General features: G+C 49.8%; 18 protein-coding genes and 2 tRNA genes. 8 read left to right on the top strand and 12 right to left on the bottom strand.

Translation table 11 applies throughout. The features are described from left to right. Positions 1 to 196: 196 nt before the first annotated feature. On the bottom strand, positions 197 to 1,930 hold the full coding sequence (locus tag DW757_RS11530; protein ID WP_015572852.1) for an ABC transporter ATP-binding protein: 1,734 nt from the start codon (positions 1,928 to 1,930) through the stop codon (positions 197 to 199). A gap of 1,159 nt (positions 1,931 to 3,089) precedes the next feature. On the opposite strand from DW757_RS11530, the gene DW757_RS11525 reads away from it, so the two are divergent. Continuing rightward, positions 3,090 to 4,133, top strand: a complete 1,044-nt coding sequence (locus tag DW757_RS11525; RefSeq protein WP_015572853.1) for a 3'-5' exonuclease — start codon at positions 3,090 to 3,092, stop codon at positions 4,131 to 4,133. A gap of 289 nt (positions 4,134 to 4,422) precedes the next feature. Here the strand turns inward: DW757_RS11525 and DW757_RS11520 are convergent, their stop codons facing one another. Next, a complete protein-coding gene (locus DW757_RS11520) occupies positions 4,423 to 6,132 on the bottom strand; it encodes a D-alanyl-D-alanine carboxypeptidase family protein (RefSeq protein ID WP_118751761.1) in 1,710 nt (569 codons plus the stop codon). A 140-nt stretch (positions 6,133 to 6,272) separates the two neighbouring features. After that, on the bottom strand, positions 6,273 to 7,001 hold the full coding sequence (locus tag DW757_RS11515; RefSeq protein ID WP_021966034.1) for a TIGR01906 family membrane protein: 729 nt from the start codon (positions 6,999 to 7,001) through the stop codon (positions 6,273 to 6,275). 477 nt (positions 7,002 to 7,478) lie between these two features. Here DW757_RS11515 and DW757_RS11505 point away from each other — a divergent pair, with 477 nt between their 5' ends. Both DW757_RS11505 and DW757_RS11500 read left to right on the top strand, forming a co-directional pair. Beyond that, complete coding sequence (locus DW757_RS11505; protein WP_118751760.1) at positions 7,479 to 8,159, top strand: HAD family phosphatase; 681 nt, start codon at positions 7,479 to 7,481, stop codon at positions 8,157 to 8,159. 183 nt (positions 8,160 to 8,342) lie between these two features. After that, positions 8,343 to 8,645: a hypothetical protein gene (locus tag DW757_RS11500; protein WP_015544308.1), complete on the top strand. Its 303-nt coding sequence runs from the start codon at positions 8,343 to 8,345 to the stop codon at positions 8,643 to 8,645. A 180-nt stretch (positions 8,646 to 8,825) separates the two neighbouring features. On the opposite strand, the gene DW757_RS11490 is transcribed toward DW757_RS11500, so the two are convergent. Continuing rightward, positions 8,826 to 9,746 carry an SH3 domain-containing protein gene (locus tag DW757_RS11490; protein WP_118751758.1) on the bottom strand — a complete coding sequence of 307 codons (921 nt, stop codon included), beginning with the start codon at positions 9,744 to 9,746 and terminating at the stop codon, positions 8,826 to 8,828. Between the two features lie 363 nt (positions 9,747 to 10,109). On the opposite strand from DW757_RS11490, the gene trmB reads away from it, so the two are divergent. From trmB to DW757_RS11475, 4 genes are all read left to right on the top strand, one after another. After that, entirely contained in the window at positions 10,110 to 10,751 is a 642-nt protein-coding gene (trmB, locus tag DW757_RS11485; RefSeq protein WP_021966028.1) for a tRNA (guanosine(46)-N7)-methyltransferase TrmB, read from the top strand. Positions 10,752 to 10,847: 96 nt separating this feature from the next. Beyond that, positions 10,848 to 11,009, top strand: a complete 162-nt coding sequence (locus DW757_RS17400; RefSeq protein ID WP_015572859.1) for a hypothetical protein — start codon at positions 10,848 to 10,850, stop codon at positions 11,007 to 11,009. 338 nt (positions 11,010 to 11,347) lie between these two features. Then, positions 11,348 to 11,420, top strand: a tRNA-Lys gene (locus DW757_RS11480). 39 nt (positions 11,421 to 11,459) lie between these two features. Continuing rightward, a tRNA-Lys gene (locus tag DW757_RS11475) sits at positions 11,460 to 11,532 on the top strand. A 172-nt stretch (positions 11,533 to 11,704) separates the two neighbouring features. Here the strand turns inward: DW757_RS11475 and DW757_RS11470 are convergent. The 7 genes from DW757_RS11470 to DW757_RS11440 form a co-directional block, all read right to left on the bottom strand. Further along, positions 11,705 to 12,763: a PilT/PilU family type 4a pilus ATPase gene (locus DW757_RS11470; protein ID WP_015572860.1), complete on the bottom strand. Its 1,059-nt coding sequence runs from the start codon at positions 12,761 to 12,763 to the stop codon at positions 11,705 to 11,707. Positions 12,764 to 12,790: 27 nt separating this feature from the next. After that, positions 12,791 to 13,258, bottom strand: coding sequence for a Uro-adherence factor A (locus tag DW757_RS11465; RefSeq protein ID WP_008397715.1), 468 nt, complete (start codon positions 13,256 to 13,258; stop codon positions 12,791 to 12,793). After that, positions 13,255 to 13,758 (bottom strand): hypothetical protein, encoded by a 504-nt coding sequence (locus DW757_RS11460; RefSeq protein ID WP_008397716.1) that lies wholly within the window; start codon positions 13,756 to 13,758, stop codon positions 13,255 to 13,257. The genes DW757_RS11465 and DW757_RS11460 overlap by 4 nt, the downstream gene beginning before the upstream one ends. Before the next feature lie 11 nt (positions 13,759 to 13,769). Further along, the gene (locus DW757_RS11455; RefSeq protein ID WP_118751757.1) at positions 13,770 to 14,375 is read right to left on the bottom strand and encodes a DUF4860 domain-containing protein; all 606 of its coding nucleotides are present in this window, start codon (positions 14,373 to 14,375) and stop codon (positions 13,770 to 13,772) included. Continuing rightward, a complete protein-coding gene (locus DW757_RS11450) occupies positions 14,369 to 14,722 on the bottom strand; it encodes a hypothetical protein (protein WP_118751756.1) in 354 nt (117 codons plus the stop codon). The genes DW757_RS11455 and DW757_RS11450 overlap by 7 nt, the downstream gene beginning before the upstream one ends. A gap of 134 nt (positions 14,723 to 14,856) precedes the next feature. Further along, positions 14,857 to 15,903, bottom strand: a complete 1,047-nt coding sequence (locus tag DW757_RS11445) for a type II secretion system F family protein (protein ID WP_015572863.1) — start codon at positions 15,901 to 15,903, stop codon at positions 14,857 to 14,859. 33 nt (positions 15,904 to 15,936) lie between these two features. After that, complete coding sequence (locus tag DW757_RS11440) at positions 15,937 to 16,845, bottom strand: transglutaminase domain-containing protein (protein ID WP_118751755.1); 909 nt, start codon at positions 16,843 to 16,845, stop codon at positions 15,937 to 15,939. A gap of 388 nt (positions 16,846 to 17,233) precedes the next feature. Here DW757_RS11440 and DW757_RS11435 point away from each other — a divergent pair, with 388 nt between their 5' ends. Beyond that, positions 17,234 to 18,631 carry an MATE family efflux transporter gene (locus DW757_RS11435; RefSeq protein ID WP_118751754.1) on the top strand — a complete coding sequence of 466 codons (1,398 nt, stop codon included), beginning with the start codon at positions 17,234 to 17,236 and terminating at the stop codon, positions 18,629 to 18,631. Position 18,632: 1 nt separating this feature from the next. On the opposite strand, the gene DW757_RS11430 is transcribed toward DW757_RS11435, so the two are convergent. Further along, positions 18,633 to 21,026, bottom strand: coding sequence for a HAMP domain-containing sensor histidine kinase (locus DW757_RS11430; RefSeq protein WP_015544314.1), 2,394 nt, complete (start codon positions 21,024 to 21,026; stop codon positions 18,633 to 18,635). Between the last annotated feature and the right edge of the window lie 2 nt (positions 21,027 to 21,028).

Here is a 21,028-nt window from a genome sequence, read left to right as displayed (position 1 = left end):
GTTTTAACGAAATCTGAAGAAAAAATGCGCCTTGTATCAGAGGGTTATCTCTGATACAAGGCGCATTTTTGCAGAATTTTTTATTGCAGAGTTTTTTATTTCTTCTCTGCGCCAGTCCCTTTCGTTTAAGAGGAATCTCCGTTTCCTCGAGGGGGGAAAGGGCAATGCATAGGGGATGTCAGAAGCGGGAAAGGCTTTACAGTCCTTCAAACTGCATGCTGTAGTAATGAGAGTAAATGCCATCCTGCTCCAGCAGCTCTCTGTGATTTCCCCGCTCCGCAATACCGCTTTCATTGATCACAATGATCTCGTCTGCGTTCCGGATGGTGGAAAGACGGTGGGCGATGGTGATGGTTGTCCTGTTCTTAGACAGCTCCTCTAGGCTTTTCTGAATATGGCGTTCACTCTCATTGTCCAGAGCGCTGGTGGCCTCGTCAAGAATCAGAATCGGGGGATTTTTCAGGAAAACCCGGGCAATGGAAATACGCTGTTTCTGACCGCCGGAAAGGCGTGTTCCCCGTTCTCCCACAAAGGTATCATAGCCGTCAGGCAGGGACTCGATGAACTGGTGAATATTGGCCTTTTTGGCAGCTTCAATGATTTCCTCCTCGGAGGCTCCGGGCTTCCCGTAGGCGATATTCTCACGGACTGTCCCGCAGAAGAGATATACATCCTGCTGTACGATGCCTATCTGGCCTCTGAGGCTCTCCAGAGTGAGGCTTCGGATATCCTTTCCATCGATGAAAACGGCGCCCTCTGTGACGTCATAGAAGCGCGGCAGGAGAGAACAGATGGTGGTTTTCCCGCCGCCGGACGGTCCAACCAGCGCAACAGAGCGTCCGGCCGGGATGTGAAAGGAAATATCAGAAAGCACCGGTTCCTCTTCCAGATAGGAGAAACTGACGTGTCTGTACTCCACATCGCCCTTTACATCTGTCAGGGGGACAGCGCCCGGCAGGTTTTTGATCTCAGGCTCTGTGTCCATGACAGCGAGAAAGCGGCAAAAGCCTGAGAGGCCCTTCTGCATCATTTCTGTCAGCTCCACCAGGATCTGTATGGGACTGATAAAAATTCCGATATAGAGGGCATACATGGCCAGATCTGCTGCATCCATCGCTCCGTGAGCGATCAGATATCCGCCGTAGACCAGGGTAACCAGATACATCATGCCCTGGAAAAACAGGTTCCACCCCATGAAGCTGCCCATACAGCGGTAATTGGCATCCTTGGAAAGGAGAAAGCTGTGATTGCTTTTTTTAAATTTCTCTCTCTCTACCTTTTCATTGGCGAAGGACTGGACAACGCGGATGCCGGCCAGAGTATCCTGAAGGCTTGCATTTACATCGCCGATCCGGCGGCGGTTATCCATAAAGGTTACCTGCATTCTGCTGTTTTGTCCCAGAGAGAACAGGAACATGCAGATAACGAGAAAAACGAGAGGAAGAGCCAGCCGCCAGTTAATGAGGAAGAGAAAGATAAAGGAGCCAATAATTTTGATCAGGGAAATAAACAGGTTTTCCGGTCCGTGGTGGGCGAATTCTGCAATATCAAACAGATCGGAAACCAGCTTGCTCATCATCTGGCCGGAGTTGTTGCTGTCGTAGTAGGAAAAAGACAGCCGCTCATAGTGGTCAAAGAGCTGCTGGCGCATATCCCGCTCCATCTGGGCGCCCATCATGTGTCCCTGATAGCTGACGTAATATTTGCACAGGCTCTGGATCACATACATGGCGAAGAGCCCCAGGCCGATGGGGAGAAGAGCTCTCAGGATGACAGAGCTGTCCTCGGTAAACAGAGTTCTGGTAAGCGTGCGGAGAATCTGGGGATAGAGCAGATCCACAGTGCTGATCACTGCCGCACAGAGGAGATCCAGAAAAAATACGGCCTGGTAAGGCCGGTAGTAATGAATAAATCGTTTCAGTGTATTCATGGCAGTCTCCCTTGCAGATAGGTTTTGATTGACAGCCGGCATATTGTGATACGGCTGATATTAGTAATTATAGTGTAAACCGTGGGGAGGAGCAAGGAAAAATAAGTAAAGAAAAGGCTGAAAAGCAACAGGAGAGATAGGCCTGAAAAAGAGAATGAAAAGGAGAATATATCAAAGAAAAGCTTCAAATAAACCTTCAGAAAGTTTCAAACAAACCTTTAGAATATGCCAAGGAACCTGTGTATTATGATTACGGATTGTATGGTATGGACGTCTGACAAAATAAAAAATCAGATTTCTGTGATGGGGAACAGTACCCGAAATATCTATTGATAAAGTATATAAATATGCATATTTAATTTAAATAAGAAGAAAAAGAGAAAGAATAAAAATAGAAAATGCAGCATAAATATACAGATAAAAATTCATTCAAACTATATAATACAGTTCGGTCGGTTTCCCCTGGAAGCCCACAGGAAGCACTGAGGAGCCATTTCTAAAAATAATAGCAGAGAGGGAGAGACTGCAGACAGCTGAAGAAAGAAAAGTCCACGGTACCGAAAAACAGGATTGGTGAAAGAATTGTTTCACGTGAAACATGGGGATTATACGAAATAATGATGTATTGATAAGATATAGATAAGATATAAATAAGATATAAATATAAAAAACTTACGGTGAAAAGTAGAGATGGATAATATGAAGCCAAAAATGGGAATGCACTGTGCTAAATAATCTTTAAATTACTGAAAGCTCAGACAGGTATTATACCAAAACGGAATCTGGCCGTACTGAAGAAAAAAGAGTTTCCTGACAATTCTGAGACAGAGAAACAGTGAGTAAAATTGCAAATATGCTAAATAAGATAAACGGAAACATGAAAGAATAATTAATTATTAAAATAAATAATTATTCAGTACAAAAATCAGAAGACCGTTTTTTCAAACGGCATCTTTCAGTATCTGCTCGAGACAGGGGAAAGGGACCGGAAAAATTTTTCATCGACTTATTTCATAGAATGTGGTAAAGTTAATAACAGGTAAAGAGCAGCCCAAAGCGTTCTTGCAGGGCTGCTCTTTGTTTACGCAGGCGGATTGGCAGGGCCGCAGCCTGGAGGACGTGTGTTTTAAAGAGTCAGATTTATTTGGGAATGATAGCTATGGGACATTATATTGTGCTTGATCTGGAATGGAACCAGAGCTCAGGCGGCAGGGAGGCATCCATTGATCGACTGCCCTTTGAGATTATTGAAATCGGAGCGGTGAAGCTGGACGAAAATCTCAGAATTGTATCAGAGTTCAGCCGCCTGGTGCGCCCGCAGGTGTACCGGACACTTCACTATAAAATTTCAGAGGTAACGCATCTCACGGCGGAACAGCTGGAACGGGAGGGCCAGAAATTTGAGACAGCGGTAAAGGAATTTTTTGACTGGTGTGGAAATGACTGCCGTTTCTGTACCTGGGGATCCATGGATCTGACAGAGCTTCAGAGGAATATGGTTTATCATGGCATGGAGCTTCCCTTTCAGAAACCTCTCTATTACTTTGATCTTCAGAAGATTTACAGTCTGATTCAGGGAAATACGAAGAGAGAATCGCTGGATACGGCGGTTCTGGAGATGGGAATTGAGGAGGAGCGCCCGTTTCACCGCGCTCTGGATGATGCCTGGTACACAGGCCTTGTGATGGGAAAAATGAACTTCTACAGTATGATGGAGTACATTTCCGTGGACTACTACCAGACTCCTGAAACAGAGGAGGAGGAGATCTATCTGGAATTTCCCGATTACTCGAAATTCGTGTCAAGAACCTGGGAAACCAAGGAGGAGCTGCTCGCACAAAAGCGGGTGACAGATGTGGTCTGCTATAAGTGTCACCGCATGCTGCGAAAGAAAATCCGCTGGTTCAGCGTGAACCAGCGGTATTATTTCTGTCTGGCTGTCTGCCCCGAGCACGGGTTTGTGAAGGGAAAAATCAGGATTAAGAAGTCAGAGGACGGCTCTGTGTTTGCTGTAAAGACAGTGAAGTTTGCAGATGAGGCAGGGGTGGATACGATTATCAGGCGCCGCGAGGAAGCGAAAAAAAAGCGCGCTGAGCGGGCAAAGGCGCGCAAGGAGGCCAAAAAGAAGGAAAAATCAGAGGCTGCAGCAAACCGGCTGAAAAGAAAAGGAAAGAATTCCGGAGCGGCAGGGCAGCAGGGATGAAACAGGCAGGCAGCTGGTGCTCTGAATCGCAGGTTTGGAAAAACTGAGGCGAAGCGGACAGGAAGAGAGAAAGAGAAGCTGAAAGGCTGTATAAATAGAAAGCTGTATTAATAAAAGCATCCTCCGGGGGAAGACCTGAAAAACAGGCTTTCCGCCAGAGGATGCTTTTTTTATTCAATGTTCAAGCCATAATATCCGAGCCGTCAGAAGAACTGAATCAAATACTCTGCGGATACACAGTGGGTATTGGGGCAGATGCTTCTTCGATGAGACTTTGCTCTGTCATGACTTACCGCTTCCACCTGCGCCTTTTTTTCAAGGTGAATTCACTGTCCCTGGTTCTCTTTTTCTTCGGCTGGGATAAAAGAAAGCTTTTAGAACTTCCCTTTCTGCGGGGAGAACGTTTATCCGGCTCCAGCGGGATGGAGAGGCGGCGGTTTTTCATCATTTCGTTAAACTCCTCCTCAGATACGCCTGTTTCTTTCAGGCGCTCCATACGCTTTCTGCGGCGCTCCATGCGCTCTGCCTCCTCGCGGCGGCGGCTTTTTCCGATCCAGACAGCCAGGGCCGTTCCGAGAAGGGCGATTACAGCTGCTGCAGCGGTAAAAATGAGAATCGGTGTGACAGAAAAGCCATCCGATAAAGCGCCGCCGGTGGGGTTCTCATCCGGAGTGTTCTGGGACTGCTCGCCGGAGGATAAGGTATTCTGGTCCGGTTCGGAGGCGGAATCTGACGTGCTTTGACTGTCAGCGGCTTCTTCCATGTTTCTGTCTTTTTCAGAGCTGTTTTCTGCCGCTGCTTCATCCTCATAGCTGACCTGAGCGATAGTAGTGGGAACCGCGCTCAACAGCTCCTCCGGAATGGCGGGAGATTCTGACCGCTCTGCGCCCAGGGTAAGCCAGGCAGTTCCGACCTGGTGCTCTCCCAGAGAGTAACAGACGGCTGCAATCGCATTGTCCGGAGCATTTTCCGGCAGGTCGAACGATACGGAGGAGGTGGTTTCCTCAAACTCCGCATTGTTTGGGAGAATAATCCGGCTGTCCGGGTCCACAGTCAGGGACGGGGCAGACGATGTAGGCAGCCCTGCGATGGTCAGGTTGCTGTTTAACGAGGAATAGGTGGTATCATTATTCTCAAGGGAGACGGAGCGGAAGTTGCCAAAGCCGAAATCCAGCATGCGGCTGGTGTCGGAATAGGTGGTTCCGCGGCTGTGGAGGACAACGGTGATCAGCGTCGTGTCGTCCTGCCTGGCTCCTGTCACCAGGGTGTTCAGGGCGATGGAGGTATAGCCTGTCTTTCCGCCGATTACATCGGGACGGTATTCGGGGAAATTTTTCTTGATAAGCTTATTTCCCGGGGAAACGCCGAGTCCCTCGGGATTTCTGGCATTTGGAGGGAGTTCGTAATAGGTGGTGGAAATAATCTCTTCAAATATCTCGTTTTCGAAGGCGTATCTGGTAATCAGAGCCATGTCGTAGGCGCTGACATAGTGATTTTCGTCGTTCAGGCCGCTGGGATTGGCAAAGTGGGAATCCACGCAGCCAAGCTCCTTTGCTTTCTCATTCATCATCTCGGCAAAGGCCTCTGTGGTTCCCGCGACATGTTCAGCTAGGGCGTTTGCCGCTTCGTTTGCCGACTTTAAGAGGAGGGCATAAAGACAGTCACGTACTGTGGCCTGATCTCCGGTGTCGTAGCCGGCTGACGAGCTGTCAGCCTCCACATTGTAGACAGCATTTTTTGAGAAGGTGACCATCTCATCCAGATCACAGTTTTCAAGGACAATGATGGAGGTGAGCACCTTGGTAATGCTGGCGGGGGAGTAAGTGTCATGGATATTTTTTCCATAAAGGACGGTTCCTGAGTCCGCATCCATGACAATCCCGGCATCCGCCTCTATGGATACATCAGAAGGCCATTCCTGGGAGGCATAGGCGGGATGGGCCGAAACGGCAGCCGTCAAAAAAAAGCACAAAATCGTGCGTATAAATTTCTGTTTCATCTATATTCAATCCTTTGCGTGGTTTTATTCTCTATACAGGGAGCTGCCGGGCCGACCCAGTCTCCTGCTCCGGCCGCAGCAAAAACATTTCTTGTAACATAAATGTAAAAAATGTAATGCTTATTTAACAGTATATCGGATTATCCTCTGTTAGTAAAGGCCGGAGTGAGCGGTTTTCTCTTCTTCGTGAAGAGGATGAAAGCCAGGCAGACAGCAAAGAGAAACAGAACCATCAGGCCAAAGGTAACTCCTATCCTGGCGGCAGTGTCCATAAAGAACGGCTCAGGCACAATGTTAATCAAAAGATCCGTGGCCGGATCGAGAATCCACAGGTCATTGTCAAAGAAGATTTTGTGGAAAATCACAAAGTATTTCGTGAAGTCTGTGGATATAACAGCTGCCAGAACGGCTGTCAGCATGAAAAAGATTCCCGTTCCCGCGCAGAGAGCCCGCGGCAGGACGAAGCGCAGGCTGGCCTTCGATAGAATCAGAAAGATTATGCAGAGAGCGGCAGCGGCAAGGCAGGCAGCCCGCAGATAGAGAGCACCGATAAAGAGCTCTCTCACATCTTCCATATGGGCAATCTCCCTCTCGTTAAAAAATTCCCTTTCCTGCCCGTCCACCACTGTGTCAATGTGCAGATCATCCCTGTTTCCTCTCAGATATGCCATCATCTCCTCTGTGACGTAGAGGAGATCGTCCATCTGCATGTGAACGGTTTCGGGAACCTGGTAGGTTTCATATTCTGTTTCAAAATAGCCTGGCGTCCAGTAAACGACCGCTTCCACCGATGTGATGAGAAAGGCAATCATCAGGCAGAAGGCGCAGACAATGCCGGCCAGCCAGGCAAGGGGCCCTGTGTGTTTCATAATCATGAATCTCCTGTCTGCTGACTTGCGTCAGCTTTATGTTCCAATACAGTTCGGAAAGTGACTAAGCCTCAGCCCGGGACCAGTCTGCCCTGTAAAATGGAAGGCTGAGCTGTTTCAAGTATACCACTAAAGCCGGCGGACGCAAGCGGGACAAGGGAAAATTCATAAAAGTGTTAGAATTTCCAGGGAGGCGCTGTGGAACAGGAGGCATGCGGCGGGATGAGACAGAGCGATACAGAGAAATACAGAGTAATATAGAGCAATACAGAGAGATACACAGAGAACAGCCTGGCCGGCTGCGGATACATCTGTCAAAGACACAAAAAAGTACAAGTCTGAAAAATAGAGTTGAACTGAGCCCGGGGCTTCCCTATACTGTAGGTATGTGCCCGTCAGCGCCTGAGGGGCGGAAAAAAGAATCTGAAGCGGGATAAATACAGAGGATATGTTAGGGAAAGGAGCTTCATAAAAATTATGATAAAAGCAGTGATTTTCGATATGGACGGAGTGATTATTGACAGTGAGGGCGAGTACCTGAAATACATGTATGCGTTTGCCAGAGAAAAGAGGCCGGACATCAGGATCGAGGAGCTTTACGGGACGGTCGGCACGACGAAAAAGGACTGCTGGGACGTGATGGAGAAGGCTCTGAAAACAGGCGAAACCTGGGAGGAGCTGAGGGAGCAGTATCACAGCAGGGGAATCTGGAAAAGGGCATTTGAGGAGGTAGATTACCGCGCCATTTTCAGACCTGAAATTCTGCCGGTGATGGATCAGATGAGGGAGATGGGACTCAAGCTGGCGGTGGCTTCCTCCACTAATCTGGAACAGGTGGATCATATTCTTACATTGAATCATGTAAAGGAGAGGCTGGAGATTATGGTAAGCGGCGGCATGTTTAAGAGAAGCAAACCGGATCCGGAGATTTATCTCTATACAGCAGAAAAGCTGGGAGCAGAGCCTGGAGAGTGCCTTGTCATAGAAGATTCCACTGTCGGTATCACAGCCGCCAGCCGGGCGGGGATGAAGGTGGCGGCCCTGATCGATAACAGATTTGCCTTTGACAGAAGCCTGGCTTCCTGTGAGATACGTACCCTGACGGAAATACCGGCTCTTGTAAGAACGCTTTTGGGGAATAAAAACACAGAAAAATAAAAAAGTGCTGTAAAAGCATAAAAAATAAAGAACAGAATTATTAAAACTTCATGAATTTTTTGAGAGGCTCTTGATTTTTTTAAAAAAATCACTATACTATGGATATGTCATGAGGGGGCAAACAAAAAACCTCTGTGACAGAATATTTTATAACTTTGTTGTAAAATGAGGAGGAAAAAAATTATGAAGAAAACAGTTTTATTTGCAGCAGCAGCTTTAACAGCATTTGCTTTAACAGCATGCGGAAGCACAGAGACAACTACAGAGACAACAGCAGCAGTTGAGACAACAGCAGCAGCTGAGGAGACAACAGCAGCAGTTGAGGAAGAGACAACAGAGGCAGCTGAGGAGGAGACAACAGAGGCAGCCGAGGAAGAGACAACAGAGGCAGCTGAGGAAGAGACAACAGAGGCAGCTGCAGACGAGGAGACAGAGGCAGCAGCTGATGAGGCTGAGGAGACAACAGAGGCTGAGACAGAGGCTTAATTGTCTGAGCTCTAAATTTCAAAATGCGTTATAGTTTTCTGGGACTCGGGGATTGCCCGGAGGAACAGAAAATTATACATATAAGTAAAATTCACTCTTTCATGAAAAGGGCCGTCGGATTTCCGGCGGCCCTTTTTATGGCAGGTAGCTAAGCAGAGAGCGGCTGTTGGGCCGCAGTCTCTATTCAGCAATCAATTCCAGATATTCTTTTGATACATATCCCTCCTGGCCTTCAAAGGTAATTTTCACCCAGGTATCATCGTAATCCTCTATGTATTCTACCTCCGTTCCCGGGGCCAGCTGACCCAGCTTTGAGGCGCTGGTTGACGGCTCAGAGCGGACATTCAGCGTGTCGCTTGTCCTGTATCGTTTGGCAGGAGCGGCCTCAGTAGTATTCTCCTCAGTAGTCGCCTCTTCAGTGGAAGCGATGGTTTCCAGCTCAATGGGAGCTGTAGTCTCTGCACCGTTCTCATCTCCCGGGTGAACCAGGCGGATAATAAAGATCAGGATGATAATGATCGCAATCGGAATAAAAATCTTCAAAAGGCTTCCCGGATCGATAACCGGTCCGGAGGAACGGGGTCTTCTGCGCCTTGCGGAGGAGGAACCTCCCGCTCTGGAAACAGCCCCCCTGGAACGGGAGGCACTGCCTCTGGAAGGCCGGGAAAGCTGCTCTCTGGATGAGGCGTCCTCCCGGGAAATATCTTCCCTCTGGCGGGGTAGGGGTTTCTTTTTCTTCCCTGTAAAGTCATTTGCGAAGGTGTAGATCTCCTGGGACAGCAGGTGGTAGGCCTGCCCTGCATTATATGCCAGATTATCCTCCTCATGAACCGCCTTGTTTCCTATCATGCGGATTTTGTGATAATGCTCGCAGGTGGTCTTATTGATAATGCCGTTCTCATAGAGGGCGTCGATCATGTCCACAAGAGTGGCCTCTGACACATCAAAGCGCTCGCAAAGGCATTTCACCATAAATTCCAGAGTCTGTCTGGCTCTGATCATACATTCATTGTACCGTTTCTGGCCTAACAGCCGTTCTGTATCCTGGAAGCCGTTCTGTATCCTCTCCCAGCTGCCGGTATTTATATTGTCCGTATTCATAAGGCATCTCCTTTACCATTTAATACAATTAATACAAATCACACACTGCTATTATAATATACCTCGACATTTTCTGCATCATTATTTTGAAAAAAATAAAATTTGTAAGGAAATAGTTCATATATTGTCAGAATATAGGGAGTTTTCGGGAAATTCGTAAGAAGAGGGGGAAGGAGGAGCGGAAGGGGGAGCTGAATCAGATACGGGAACAGGGAGAAGAATTAAGAGCGCAGACAGGATAACTTTCTTGCATGTGAGGAAGAGAAATGGTAAGATAGAGGGCGGAAAACAGAGAAGAAAGCAGAATTTCCTGCCAAAAATCGGCAGGAAACAGGAATAAATCGGGAGACAGGAGGAACGAGAATGAGATTACGCCACATACCGGGCGCTGAGGAGGCGATTGCACAGAGCCCCTATGTGATCCAGGAACCAAAGGAGAAAAAGGGCAGATGGAGAGAAGTGTTCGGAAATGACCATCCGATCCACATCGAGGTAGGAATGGGGAAGGGCCGGTTTATCATGGAACTGGCAGAGAGAAACCCAGACATCAACTATATAGGAATAGAGAGATACTCCACTGTACTCTTAAAGGCACTTCAGAAGCGGGAGAAGCTGCCGCTCTCCAATATCTGCTTTATGTGTGTGGATGCAAAGGAGCTGGGGGAGATGTTTGAGCCGGGAGAGGTGAAGAAAATTTACCTGAATTTTTCCGATCCGTGGCCCAAAGACCGCCACGCAAAGCGCAGGCTCACATCGCCGCAGTTTATGGCAGTTTATGATCAGGTGCTCTCAGAGGATGGAGACGTAGAGTTTAAGACAGACAACCGGGGACTGTTTGAGTACTCTCTTGAATCTATCCCGGAGTCAGGCTGGAAGGTGAGGGAATATACCTTTGATCTTCACAACAGCCCCATGGCCGAGGGAAATGTGATGACAGAGTATGAGGAAAAGTTCTCCTCCAGAGGTCAGGCCATCTGCAAGCTGTCAGCTGTCCGAGGCAAATAGAGGGAAGGATGCGGAAAAATCCGAGGCGGAGGCAGAGTCGGCTCTGTGCGCTTATATCTTGACTGTGCATAAAATAAGGCGAGGAGAGAGGAAGGGATGAGGCCTGTGAGCCTGAAGAAAAAGATTATCCGCTCACTGTCCATCGCCACCTGCGACAAGGCAGAGCTCAATAAGGCAGTACTCCACTACAAGCGCTGTTTTGAGGAAGCTGGAAAGGCTCTTGGGAAGGGCTGCGCAAAGCAGTGCCGCCGCAGATAGCAAAAGAGAGCAGAGAAAAATACGAAAGAAAAATCTGCCTATCCCTTTGTTTCATTTTGCCAGGGAGAAAAAAATGCAACAGTTCAGCCATATATCTTCTTGCCCGCTTAAAGCGGGCGGGGAAGCGTCTGGCGTCCGCCCTATGAAGATTCGGACAGGAAAACTCTTATGAAAGTACGCTTTCAGCGTATTTTCCCATCCAAATTTTCGCATGGCTGAACTGTAACAAAAAAATAAATAAAAAATAAAAAAAGTATTGACTTTTTCAGAATGGAGAGGTATACTAATTTGCGTGTTACAGGACAGGCTTCAGAAACCTGACGGAAACAACAGAATATGCGCCTTTAGCTCAGCTGGTAGAGCAGTAGACTCTTAATCTATTTGTCCAGGGTTCGAGTCCCTGAAGGCGCACTGGGAATTTCCCTGATATAATATAAAACAACAGAATACGCGCCTTTAGCTCAGCTGGTAGAGCAGTAGACTCTTAATCTATTTGTCCAGGGTTCGAGTCCCTGAAGGCGCACTGAAAGCACTGATTTTGGCGACTGAGAGCGCTGGGATCGGTGTTTTTTTTCTTTTGTCGAATCTTTATTGTCTGCAAAGAGGAGAGAGGCGATCAGGAGGCTGCGCCCCCGGCGCAAAGAAAGCGGACCCTTTTCAGGAATTCAGGGCACCGGGGGTGGCCTGCCATGGGTCTAGCCCAGGCGCATCTTCATCTGTTCAGGATTTAAGCTGTAGTTTATACAGGTTTCCTTTGTGATAAGTCCCTGCTGAAGATATCTCAGAAGACTGCTGTCCAGGCTTACCATGCCTTCCGCCATGCTGGTGGCGATGACATTCTGGATCTGGTGGATCTTTGACTCCCGGATCATGCTGCGGATAGCCTCATTGACGAACATGATCTCGAAGGCCGGAACCAGGGAACCGTCTGCAGCGGGAACCAGCTGCTGTGACACAACGGCTTTTAAAACCATAGCCAGCTGAACGCGCACCTGCTGCTGTCCGTCAGCCGGAAAAACGTCGATAATACGGTCGATGGTGTTGGCGGCTCCGATGGTGTGGAGGGTGGAGATCAGCAGATGGCCCGTCTCTGCCGCAGTCATGGCTGTCTGGATGGTTTCGTAGTCCCGCATCTCGCCTAAGAGAATAACATCCGGCGCCTGGCGCAGGGAGGCCCTCAGGCCGTCCACATAGGAGGCGGTGTCGTGGCCGATCTCCCGCTGGGTAACCACAGAGTGCTGATGATGGTGAAGGTACTCGATGGGATCCTCCAGGGTGATGACATGGGCGTTTCTCGTCTGGTTGATACGGTCGATGATGCAGGCCAGAGTCGTGGATTTTCCGCTTCCTGCTGCGCCTGTCACCAGCACCATGCCCTTTTTCATGGAGGCGATGTTTAAGACGGTCTCCGGTATATGGATGTCTGCGGGATTTGGAAGATCGAAGCGGACAATCCGGATGACCGCTGCCAGAGAGCCCCTCTGTTTCATCACGCTTGCGCGGAACCGGGAGAGTCCCACAATGGAGAAGGAGAAATCATCGTCTCCCAGCGTCATAACCCTGGACATGTCCCGGCTGCCGCTGAGGGTGTAGATTTCCCGGATGTAATTGTCCATCTCTGCAGGGAAGATTTTTTCCTCCCCTATATTTTCGATTCGGCCGTTAATTTTGAGAGCCAGAGGCATTCCTGGGATCATAAAGATGTCGGATGCCTGTCTTTCCACGGCGTCTTTAAAAAATTCTTTGATATTCATAAAATTCTCCTGTATAAGTGATCCTGACTAATCTGCCTGGGTCCCATCAGCTTTCTCGTCCGACTGTCCCGTCCAGACAGGAAGGCGGGTGTCGATGGCGTAATCTTCACTGTTGTAGACGCGGGAGGAGATAAGCCGTCCTTCTGAAACGCTGTAACGGGCAAGGAGCGACTGGCCCTGGGACATGGGGATGGTGAGAGTCAGTATGCCCTCCTCGCCGGATGCCTCCACAGAGGCGTCCTCGGGCAGACTCTCCCGTCTGGCCGCCGCTTCCTGAATGGAAAGTCCCTGGATGTCCGAGAGCCATCTCTGGACCTGGGCGTCTGCGCTGTAGAAGGCCTGAACAGACTGGGCTCTTCTCTCTGCAAAAGAGAGGGAGGAGCGGGCATCACTGAGGCTCAGCAGGGAAAAGACGGACAGACACAGGATAATCAGGATCAGAACAATGGAGGCCGTGCCGATATTGATCCGGCTTACTTGTCTTGTCTCTCTCATGACTGTCCTCCTTTCCCGGATTCCTGCAAAATCTCTCCGGACATCATGTGGCTTCCCTCCAAGGTGTATATGGTTTCCTGGTGAGGAGACATGACTGCGGCGTTTATCGTTACATTTAAAAGACTGCCGTCCAGTCTGCTGTCCACAAAAAGAGCAGCGTGGACTCCTGGCAGGTTTGCAGAATCCTCAGACGGTGTTTTATCAGATATCAGGGCAGGATCTGAGAGGCTCCCGTCTTCAGGGAGAGGATTCCAGCTGTCATCAAAACAAACGATCCAGGAGCCTTCCCTCCCCAGCAGAAAAGTCTGCTCCATCTCATTTTCAGCGGCCATGACCGCCTGGTTCAGGTCCTCTGCCCGACGGCTCATGGAGTCAGCCTTTACAAAGGCCAGAACGAAAATACAGGCAGCTACGGCGAAGAAGCCGCAGACCCAGAGCATTTCCATCAGGAAGGCGTAGGAAGGCCGCCTGTTTCGAGTGGTATATTTTTTCTGAAGCATAATTGTCCTCCTTAGTATCCGGCATTTCCGGCGCTTTCAGCCGGATGAAGGCCGGTGCTGCCTGTAAAAGTCCCGCCGGAGCTTCTCAGAAGGAGAGAGACCCTGCGGTCTTCCTCCTGAGTCTCTGAGCCTTCTGAGGCAGCGGGACTGCAGGAAGAGGTTTCGCTTTCCGGGGAGGACTGACAGATGGTCAGCAGTTTTTTTCCGCCCTGATCTTCTAAAAGGAAGGTAAGCTTTGGACAGCTGCTGATCTCAAGTCCGTCGGCTGTGGTCAGCCCGCTGTCTTTGGGGGTGAAAAGCTCTCTCAGTGTTCCGTCCAGGGTGTAGATCCACGTTTCATAGAGACTTCCGTTGATCTGCGAGGTGAGGACAAGCACAGAGGTATCTCCCTCATCCCGGACTTCCACCGCGCCGGTTTCGTCGGCCTGTCTTACCTTGTTTAACACATAGCTGAGGGCTGTATCCCGATAGAAGGACTCATTGTCCCTGGCTCTGATATTTTCATAGACACGGCTTCCGATCAAAACAGTGAAAATGGAGCAGAGCAGAAAGACAAAGAGGAGGAGCATGGAGAAAAGCAGCTCTGTTCTGCCGGAATTCTGCGTTCGTTTTACCATGTTTCATCTCCTTTCTCCTCCTCTGCGACGGGAAGAACGGTGATGTCGGGCATTACGTTGCTGGCCCAGCCGTCGTAGAATACATGATAGCGGTCTCTGTCAATGACGATTCCATAGTGCTCTTCCAGATATTCCACGCTTGGCGGATAGCGCCCCTCAATGGCATAGCACTGGACGCTTGCCCGTCTTATGGCGTCCCTCAGGGACATCAGGCTCTCCTCCTCGCTTCTCCTCTGCATGGCGTTCATACAGAAGAGAGAGAAGAAGAGAATGGCAAAAAAGATGAGGAAGGACAGAAGGTATCCTGCAAATCCCCTCTTTTTTTTCTGAACTTGTACGTGCAGCATATCAATTCTCCTGTCTCAGATTCCCAGACTGCGTTCAAAGGGCAGTGCTTTCCAGGCGAAAGCCTCTGAATGCACAGGCTGGTTCTGCAATATGTTAAAAGGCGTCTTTGCCGGATATGCCGGCAGATATTCTGCTATCCGATGGAGGAGAGAATTCCTGCCAGCGGAAGCATGACAGACAGGAGGACAAGCCCCACTGCAACTGCCAGCACCGAGACGATGGCAGGCTCAAGCCTTGCAATCAGACTGTCAAGGGCATCAGAGGAGCGCTCATCATAGTCCTCCTCCAGCTCACGCATAACGGTTTCCAGCTGTCCGGCCCTGCTTCCGATGCGGATCATCTGCAGATCAAAGCCGGAAAACAGACCGGAGGGTTCGATGGAGTCGTAGAAGGCCTTTCCCGATTCCAGCTCCCTTTCGCAGGCTTTGACTCCGGGAAGCACAGAATCGTTGTCCACCAGTGTGGCAGCCATACGGCAGCCCTCGGCCATGTTCATTCCGCAGTGAAGCGTCATTGCCATGACAGAGCAGAAGCGGCGCAGGGCAGAGAGCTTCGCAATGGAGGAATGGTTTTTAATGGAGCGCAGAAGGCGGTGCGACAGGCTGCTTTCCTGGCCGGGCCGGCTGGTAAGCCGGACGACGGCGAAGGCAGCTATGAGCACTGCTGCAAAGACGAGAGCCGCGCCGCTTAAGATACCTCCGAACTGGATAGCCGCCTGGGCGGCGTCCGGTATGGAGGTTCCCAGCTGTTCATAGACACCGGAAAAGATCGGCATCACCCTGGTGAACAGGATAAACAGGATCACAAGGAGCATCACGATCATGATGGCGGGGTAGGTGACGGCACGGCGCAGATTTTCGCCGAGCCGGTATTCCCTCTCATAGAACCGGGACAGATGCTCCATGGTTTCATCCAGAGTACCTGTGCGCTCCCCCAGCACAGTCATCTGGGTTACATAAGCCGGAAAGCAGCCGGCCTCGCTGACGGCCTCGCTGAAGGGAAAACCCATGCGCAGCTTATCGGACATGGCGGTGAGAATTTCCTTCTCGCGGGGCGATGATGCGTCCTCAGCCATGACGGAGAGCCCCTCATAGAGAGGCACTGCCGATTTTAAGAGAATAGAAATTTGCATACAGAAGCCGGACAGAGAAAGTCCGGTAAATGGTACGGATTGTTTCATAGTATGATTCCTCTTCTGGGATCAGTCTCCCTTTTAGTAAGTGAATTTTGCCTGATAGTTTGCCGGATTCGTAATGTAGCTGGTGATGGCTGCGTTGCCCTTTCCGCTGGACGCAAAGGTCGGATCCATGTACCGCCAGTTTACGCCGTCGAAGTAGATAATATTGTCAACCCAGCCCTGTCCGGTTACATACACGCTTACCCATGCATGGTAGGCGCCGCCGGTGTATCCGATCACAAGCTTGGTCGGAATGTCCTGGGAGCGGAGCATGGAGGTCATGACTGCCGCATAGTCGAAGCAGATGCCGGTTTTTGACGCCAGCGTAGAATCCGGTACGGGCAGGTATCCGCTCTGTACAGTTGCAGCCTTCTGGTAGTCGTAGGAAATATTGTCCACCGCATAATTATATATGGCCTGTACCTTTGAGAGCGGATCAGAGATTCCGGCTGTGATGGAGGCCGCTGTGGAGACTACCGCGGAGTCTGCGCGAAAGTTGCAGAACTGGTTGGGATAGAGGAAGGGGGACAGCTCGTCAGCCAGATTCACATTGATGGTCTGACTCATGACCTGGGCGTAGGAGGTTCCCTGAACCTGCTGGAATACCTTGACAGTGTAAGTTCCGCTTCCCTCTGTCAGCGGGAATACCTCATAATTTCCGCTGGCATTCAGATCATAGGTGTAGTCTGTGCCCTTTGTAATTCTTACTTTAATGCGTGATGTGCCGCCGGTATATTTTACCATGACATAGCCCTGAGACGCGTTGGAGGCGTCGATGACAGCGTTTCCGTTTGAGTAGGTGACGGAGCCGGAGGATTCCGGTGTCCTCACCTGGGCAAATACCGGCGTGCAGATTAATGCGGCAGCAGAAAGACCCAGAATCACTGCATTTCTGGTCTTTTTCAGGCCTTTCTGAAGACTGCGGCGCAAAGTTTTTCGAAACATAGATAATCACCTCTCAGTGCATTGATAATATAAAGAAACAAGCTTCTCTTTTTTCATTATATATGGAAGCGGGAGCATTGTCCATGCTGCAGACAGAAAAACAGACATAAAAATATGAAGAGAAAGGCAGCAGAGGCTGTGAGAAAGCAGGCGGTTGCCATATGTTTGAAAGAGGGATGCCGTATTTGTGAATTTATCTGTATGAATTGAAAAAGACAGTGGTTTTGGGTATACTATAACTGCCGAAAATGGCTTCCATGCAGTCAAAATCGTATGGGATCATTAAAGACAGGTCAGGAAGTTGATAAAGGCGGTTTTCAGCCAGCATACTCAGACCGGGTCCCGCTTCATACATGGATTCTGATATCAACACAGGAGAATTTCACAAATGTCACAGGCAGTTAAAGCAAAAAAGAAAACCTGCAGTATGCTCACCGATCATCCGGGAAAGGCCCTTTTACTCTTTGCCTTCCCCATGATTCTGGGCAATCTGTTCCAGCAGTTTTACAATATTATGGACTCCGTTGTGGTGGGGCAGTTTGTCAGTGAAAATGCCCTGGCCTCCGTGGGAGCCTCCTACGCCATAACCAATGTGTTCATCGCCGTGGCCATCGGCGGAGGGACGGGAAGCTCTGTAATCATCTCACAGTTTCTGGGAGCGGGCCAGATTACAAAAATGAAAACAGCCGTCTCCACAACCCTGCTTAACTTTCTCGTTATCAGCGTTTTTCTGGGAGTGTTCGGACTGGCATATAGCGACAAGATTCTGGCGCTGATGAATGTGCCGGGCAATATCTTTGAGGATGCGGCCCTGTATCTGAGCATTTATTTTCTGGGTCTGCCGTTTCTCTTTATGTACAACGTCCAGGCGTCGGTGTTTAACTCTCTCGGAGATTCCAGGACGCCCCTTTGGCTCCTCATCTTCTCCTCGCTGTTAAATATCGTGCTGGATCTGCTGTTTGTCATTCAGTTTGGCATGGCAGTCCGGGGCGTGGCTGTTGCCACTCTGATTGCTCAGGGACTCTCGGCTGTGCTGTCCTTCTGCCTTCTGATGAGAAAGCTCAGAGGCTATGAACACAGGAGAGAGGAATTCCGGTTTTATGACAGGGGAATGATGCTCTCCATGGTAAAGGTGGCGATCCCCTCCATCCTGCAGCAGTCTATTGTGCAGATGGGAATCCTTCTGGTGCAGTCGGTGGTGAACACCTTCGGCTCCTCTGCCATTGCCGGGTACTCGGCAGGAACCAGAATCGAGTCTATCTCCATCGTGCCCATGCTGGCGATTGGAAATGCCATGTCCACCTTTACAGCCCAGAATATAGGGGCCGGGAATGAAAAGCGCGTCAGAGAGGGATACAGAACCTGCTATTTCGCCCTTGCAGCCTTTGCAGCAGCTCTCTGTGTCCTGACCCAGAGCTTCGGAAGCCTGTTTATCTCTGCGTTTCTGGACGCTGAGGTCAGCGAGGAGGCTTTCAGCGTGGCTATGTCCTACGCGGACTTTATCTCGTTTTTCTATATTCTGATCGGGCTGAAGGCCACGACAGACGGCCTTTTAAGGGGAGCAGGGGATGTGACTGTATTTACCGTCTCCAATCTGGCCAACCTGACCATCCGCGTGTTTGTGGCCAGCTTCTTTGCTACCCGCTATGGGCTTGAGTTCGTGTGGTACGCCGTTCCGCTGGGCTGGGCCACAAACTATGCCATATCCTTTGGGTGGTATCTGACAGGCCACTGGAAACGGATCCGGCTGATTGAGGGAGGGGAAAAAAGACCTTACAGGGCCTAAGCTAAGGAGTCTGACCTTCGCTTTCAGCCCTGCCTTCGTCATCCTCTGTCTTTGCTTCCGCTGTTTTGGGCAGGACTTTAGGCGGAACTTCTGCCACAGGAAATGCCACTCTTACCTTAAAGAGATCGCCGTCGATATAGATTTCAAAGCTTCCGCCCTGAAGCTGTGTCAGACTTCTGGCGATAGAGAGTCCCAGGCCGCTCCCCTCCGTAGTCCTTGCCACATCGCCGCGGACAAACCGCTCAGTCAGCTCCTCGGCCTTGATATTCAGAGGGCTGGCAGATATGTTTTTAATGGTAAATACAGCCATGGAGTTCTCCACTGACACATCCGCATAGATCCGGCTTCCCTCCAGAGCATACTTAAAGGCGTTGTTATAGAGGTTTTCCAGAACCCGCCAGAGTCGGCGGCCGTCCGCCTCGATAAAGACACTTCGCTCCGGAGCGGAGGTAATGAGATCCAGCCGTCGGCTTATAAACTTCTCCTCAAATTCTCCGTTCGTCTGATAGATCAGCTCAATGAAATCCAGTCTGCTGATGTCGAGCTTTAAATTTCCCGAGCTGGCCTTGGAGGCCTCCACCAAATCCTCTGTGAGATTTTTCAGGCGGTGGGATTTCTGTTCCAGCACTTCCAGATAGCGCTGAATCTTCTCATCCTGGATGTTTTCCCGCTTGATTAAATCTACATAGTTGATAATGGAGGTTAGGGGTGTCTTGATATCATGGGACACATTTGTAATCAGATCCGCCTTGAGCCGCTCACTTTTTACTTTTTCGGAGAGAGCCGCTTCAAGTCCCTGGCTGACATTGTTCAGGTTTTCCGCTGTCTCCCGTATCTTGCCTGAAAACTGGGAGATATCTACCTGATAGGTGGTTTCTCCTCCAGCCAGATGGCGGATGGCAAGATCCAGCCTGTCTCTGTCGGCAGCCCGCCTGAACATCAGATAGAAGATCCACAGGTTTACACAGAGCCATAAAAACAGGAGCATGCCGATTATGATCTTTAAGGTCAGAGTCAGGATATGCCACTTCAGGTACAGGTAGGAGGCGGTCACCAGAAGCACCGTGTTGGCGATCTGGTAGGCGATAAAGGCAGCTGATAGCTGGCCGGCAAAGGTCTGGCCTGTAAAGAAGACGGAAAGTCTGTCGCCGAGCTTTCGAATCAGGCTGTTTTTCCAGAGTATTCCAGCCTTGCAGCGTCTGAGCAGGCTGAACAGCCCGATGAGGCATACCAGATAGACAATGGCTGTGTAGATCACCTTTTCTCCCACATCCCAGGATTCCTCAGGAAGGGTCAGATGTGCGATTCTCACCAGAGTGTATCTCCCTGCCAGAAGTGAGGCTCCCGCCAGAAGGATGAGAAGGATCAGACCTGTTTCCGTGCTGGTCTGGTCAAAGGGGGAAAGGGTAATGCGGCTGTCTCCATACTCCTGTTTTCCGGACACTGAAAGCAGGTACAGGAGGGAGGCGGCTGCCGTCAGGCCTCCAACCACCATCAGAGCAAAACCCAGAAAGTAGTAATTCTGCATTCTGACATAATGGTTATAATTGTCTGCATAGGGATCTGACACTGGATAGGAGGTGTCAAGGGCAGCCAGCAGATAGTAGGTTTTTGTGTCATAGGGATTGCCTGCCGACAGGGCCGACACAGTGTCCAGATCGATAAAACGGAAGTTTGTGTCATAAAACACAGAGTTGCCCTGAAGACAGGCGTAGCGTCCATAAGTCTTGGCCTGCTCTAACGTCAGTGTACTGTCGTTTGAGAAGGATGTGATACGCTTTGGCTCTGACTCGCTGTCTATGTACTCGATCCTGAAATGCAGGTTGCTGGGACTTTCTATGAGCCGTTTGTAAGTACTGTAGTAACGGTTCAGGGTGTTTATGATTTCAAGGGAAATCTCCTCCAGAGAGCAGTGGCGCATCCCATCTTTCAGAGAGGTGTAATATATATCTGGTTCGCTGGCAGACCAGGCGACATATCCCATGGCGGGCTTCCTGTTTTCGTCCACAGAAACGGGTATGCACTCAAAATCTCCGTTGAGAGAGTACCCCAGAGACTGAAGATACTTGATAATGTCGTTCAGCGAATAGGAGCGGGTGTCATTGGGGCCGAAGGTCATCTCGAGCATCGTTTTTGAGATGTCAATGGAACCTCCTGTGGCAAAAATCTCATTATATTCCATGTATTGGAAAATATCGGCCAGATCGTCATTGAAATACTGGGTAAATTCGTCCGTGTCCTCGTAGACGCTGCTGTGAATCCGGGTGATGCCCACTCCCAGATTGTCGTTCAGGTACATCGTTCCAACGCCTGCAAACATCAGCGCAAGAAAGAGAAGATGGATGACACAGACAATCGTCTTATGGTTTTTTAAATTTAATCTGCGGTTCATCATAT

This window comes from Clostridium sp. AM29-11AC, assembly GCF_003480545.1.
GTDB lineage: Bacteria > Bacillota > Clostridia > Lachnospirales > Lachnospiraceae > Otoolea > Otoolea saccharolyticum_A.
This window is presented reverse-complemented; position numbering and strand designations above follow the sequence as displayed.

Coding starts and splice junctions, on each gene's coding strand:
- DW757_RS11530 (WP_015572852.1), bottom strand. CDS start 1,930: ATGAATACACTGAAACGATTTATTCATTACTACCGGCCTTACCAGGCC.
- DW757_RS11525 (WP_015572853.1), top strand. CDS start 3,090: ATGGGACATTATATTGTGCTTGATCTGGAATGGAACCAGAGCTCAGGC.
- DW757_RS11520 (WP_118751761.1), bottom strand. CDS start 6,132: ATGAAACAGAAATTTATACGCACGATTTTGTGCTTTTTTTTGACGGCT.
- DW757_RS11515 (WP_021966034.1), bottom strand. CDS start 7,001: ATGAAACACACAGGGCCCCTTGCCTGGCTGGCCGGCATTGTCTGCGCC.
- DW757_RS11505 (WP_118751760.1), top strand. CDS start 7,479: ATGATAAAAGCAGTGATTTTCGATATGGACGGAGTGATTATTGACAGT.
- DW757_RS11500 (WP_015544308.1), top strand. CDS start 8,343: ATGAAGAAAACAGTTTTATTTGCAGCAGCAGCTTTAACAGCATTTGCT.
- DW757_RS11490 (WP_118751758.1), bottom strand. CDS start 9,746: ATGAATACGGACAATATAAATACCGGCAGCTGGGAGAGGATACAGAAC.
- trmB (WP_021966028.1), top strand. CDS start 10,110: ATGAGATTACGCCACATACCGGGCGCTGAGGAGGCGATTGCACAGAGC.
- DW757_RS17400 (WP_015572859.1), top strand. CDS start 10,848: ATGAGGCCTGTGAGCCTGAAGAAAAAGATTATCCGCTCACTGTCCATC.
- DW757_RS11470 (WP_015572860.1), bottom strand. CDS start 12,763: ATGAATATCAAAGAATTTTTTAAAGACGCCGTGGAAAGACAGGCATCC.
- DW757_RS11465 (WP_008397715.1), bottom strand. CDS start 13,258: ATGAGAGAGACAAGACAAGTAAGCCGGATCAATATCGGCACGGCCTCC.
- DW757_RS11460 (WP_008397716.1), bottom strand. CDS start 13,758: ATGCTTCAGAAAAAATATACCACTCGAAACAGGCGGCCTTCCTACGCC.
- DW757_RS11455 (WP_118751757.1), bottom strand. CDS start 14,375: ATGGTAAAACGAACGCAGAATTCCGGCAGAACAGAGCTGCTTTTCTCC.
- DW757_RS11450 (WP_118751756.1), bottom strand. CDS start 14,722: ATGCTGCACGTACAAGTTCAGAAAAAAAAGAGGGGATTTGCAGGATAC.
- DW757_RS11445 (WP_015572863.1), bottom strand. CDS start 15,903: ATGAAACAATCCGTACCATTTACCGGACTTTCTCTGTCCGGCTTCTGT.
- DW757_RS11440 (WP_118751755.1), bottom strand. CDS start 16,845: ATGTTTCGAAAAACTTTGCGCCGCAGTCTTCAGAAAGGCCTGAAAAAG.
- DW757_RS11435 (WP_118751754.1), top strand. CDS start 17,234: ATGTCACAGGCAGTTAAAGCAAAAAAGAAAACCTGCAGTATGCTCACC.
- DW757_RS11430 (WP_015544314.1), bottom strand. CDS start 21,026: ATGATGAACCGCAGATTAAATTTAAAAAACCATAAGACGATTGTCTGT.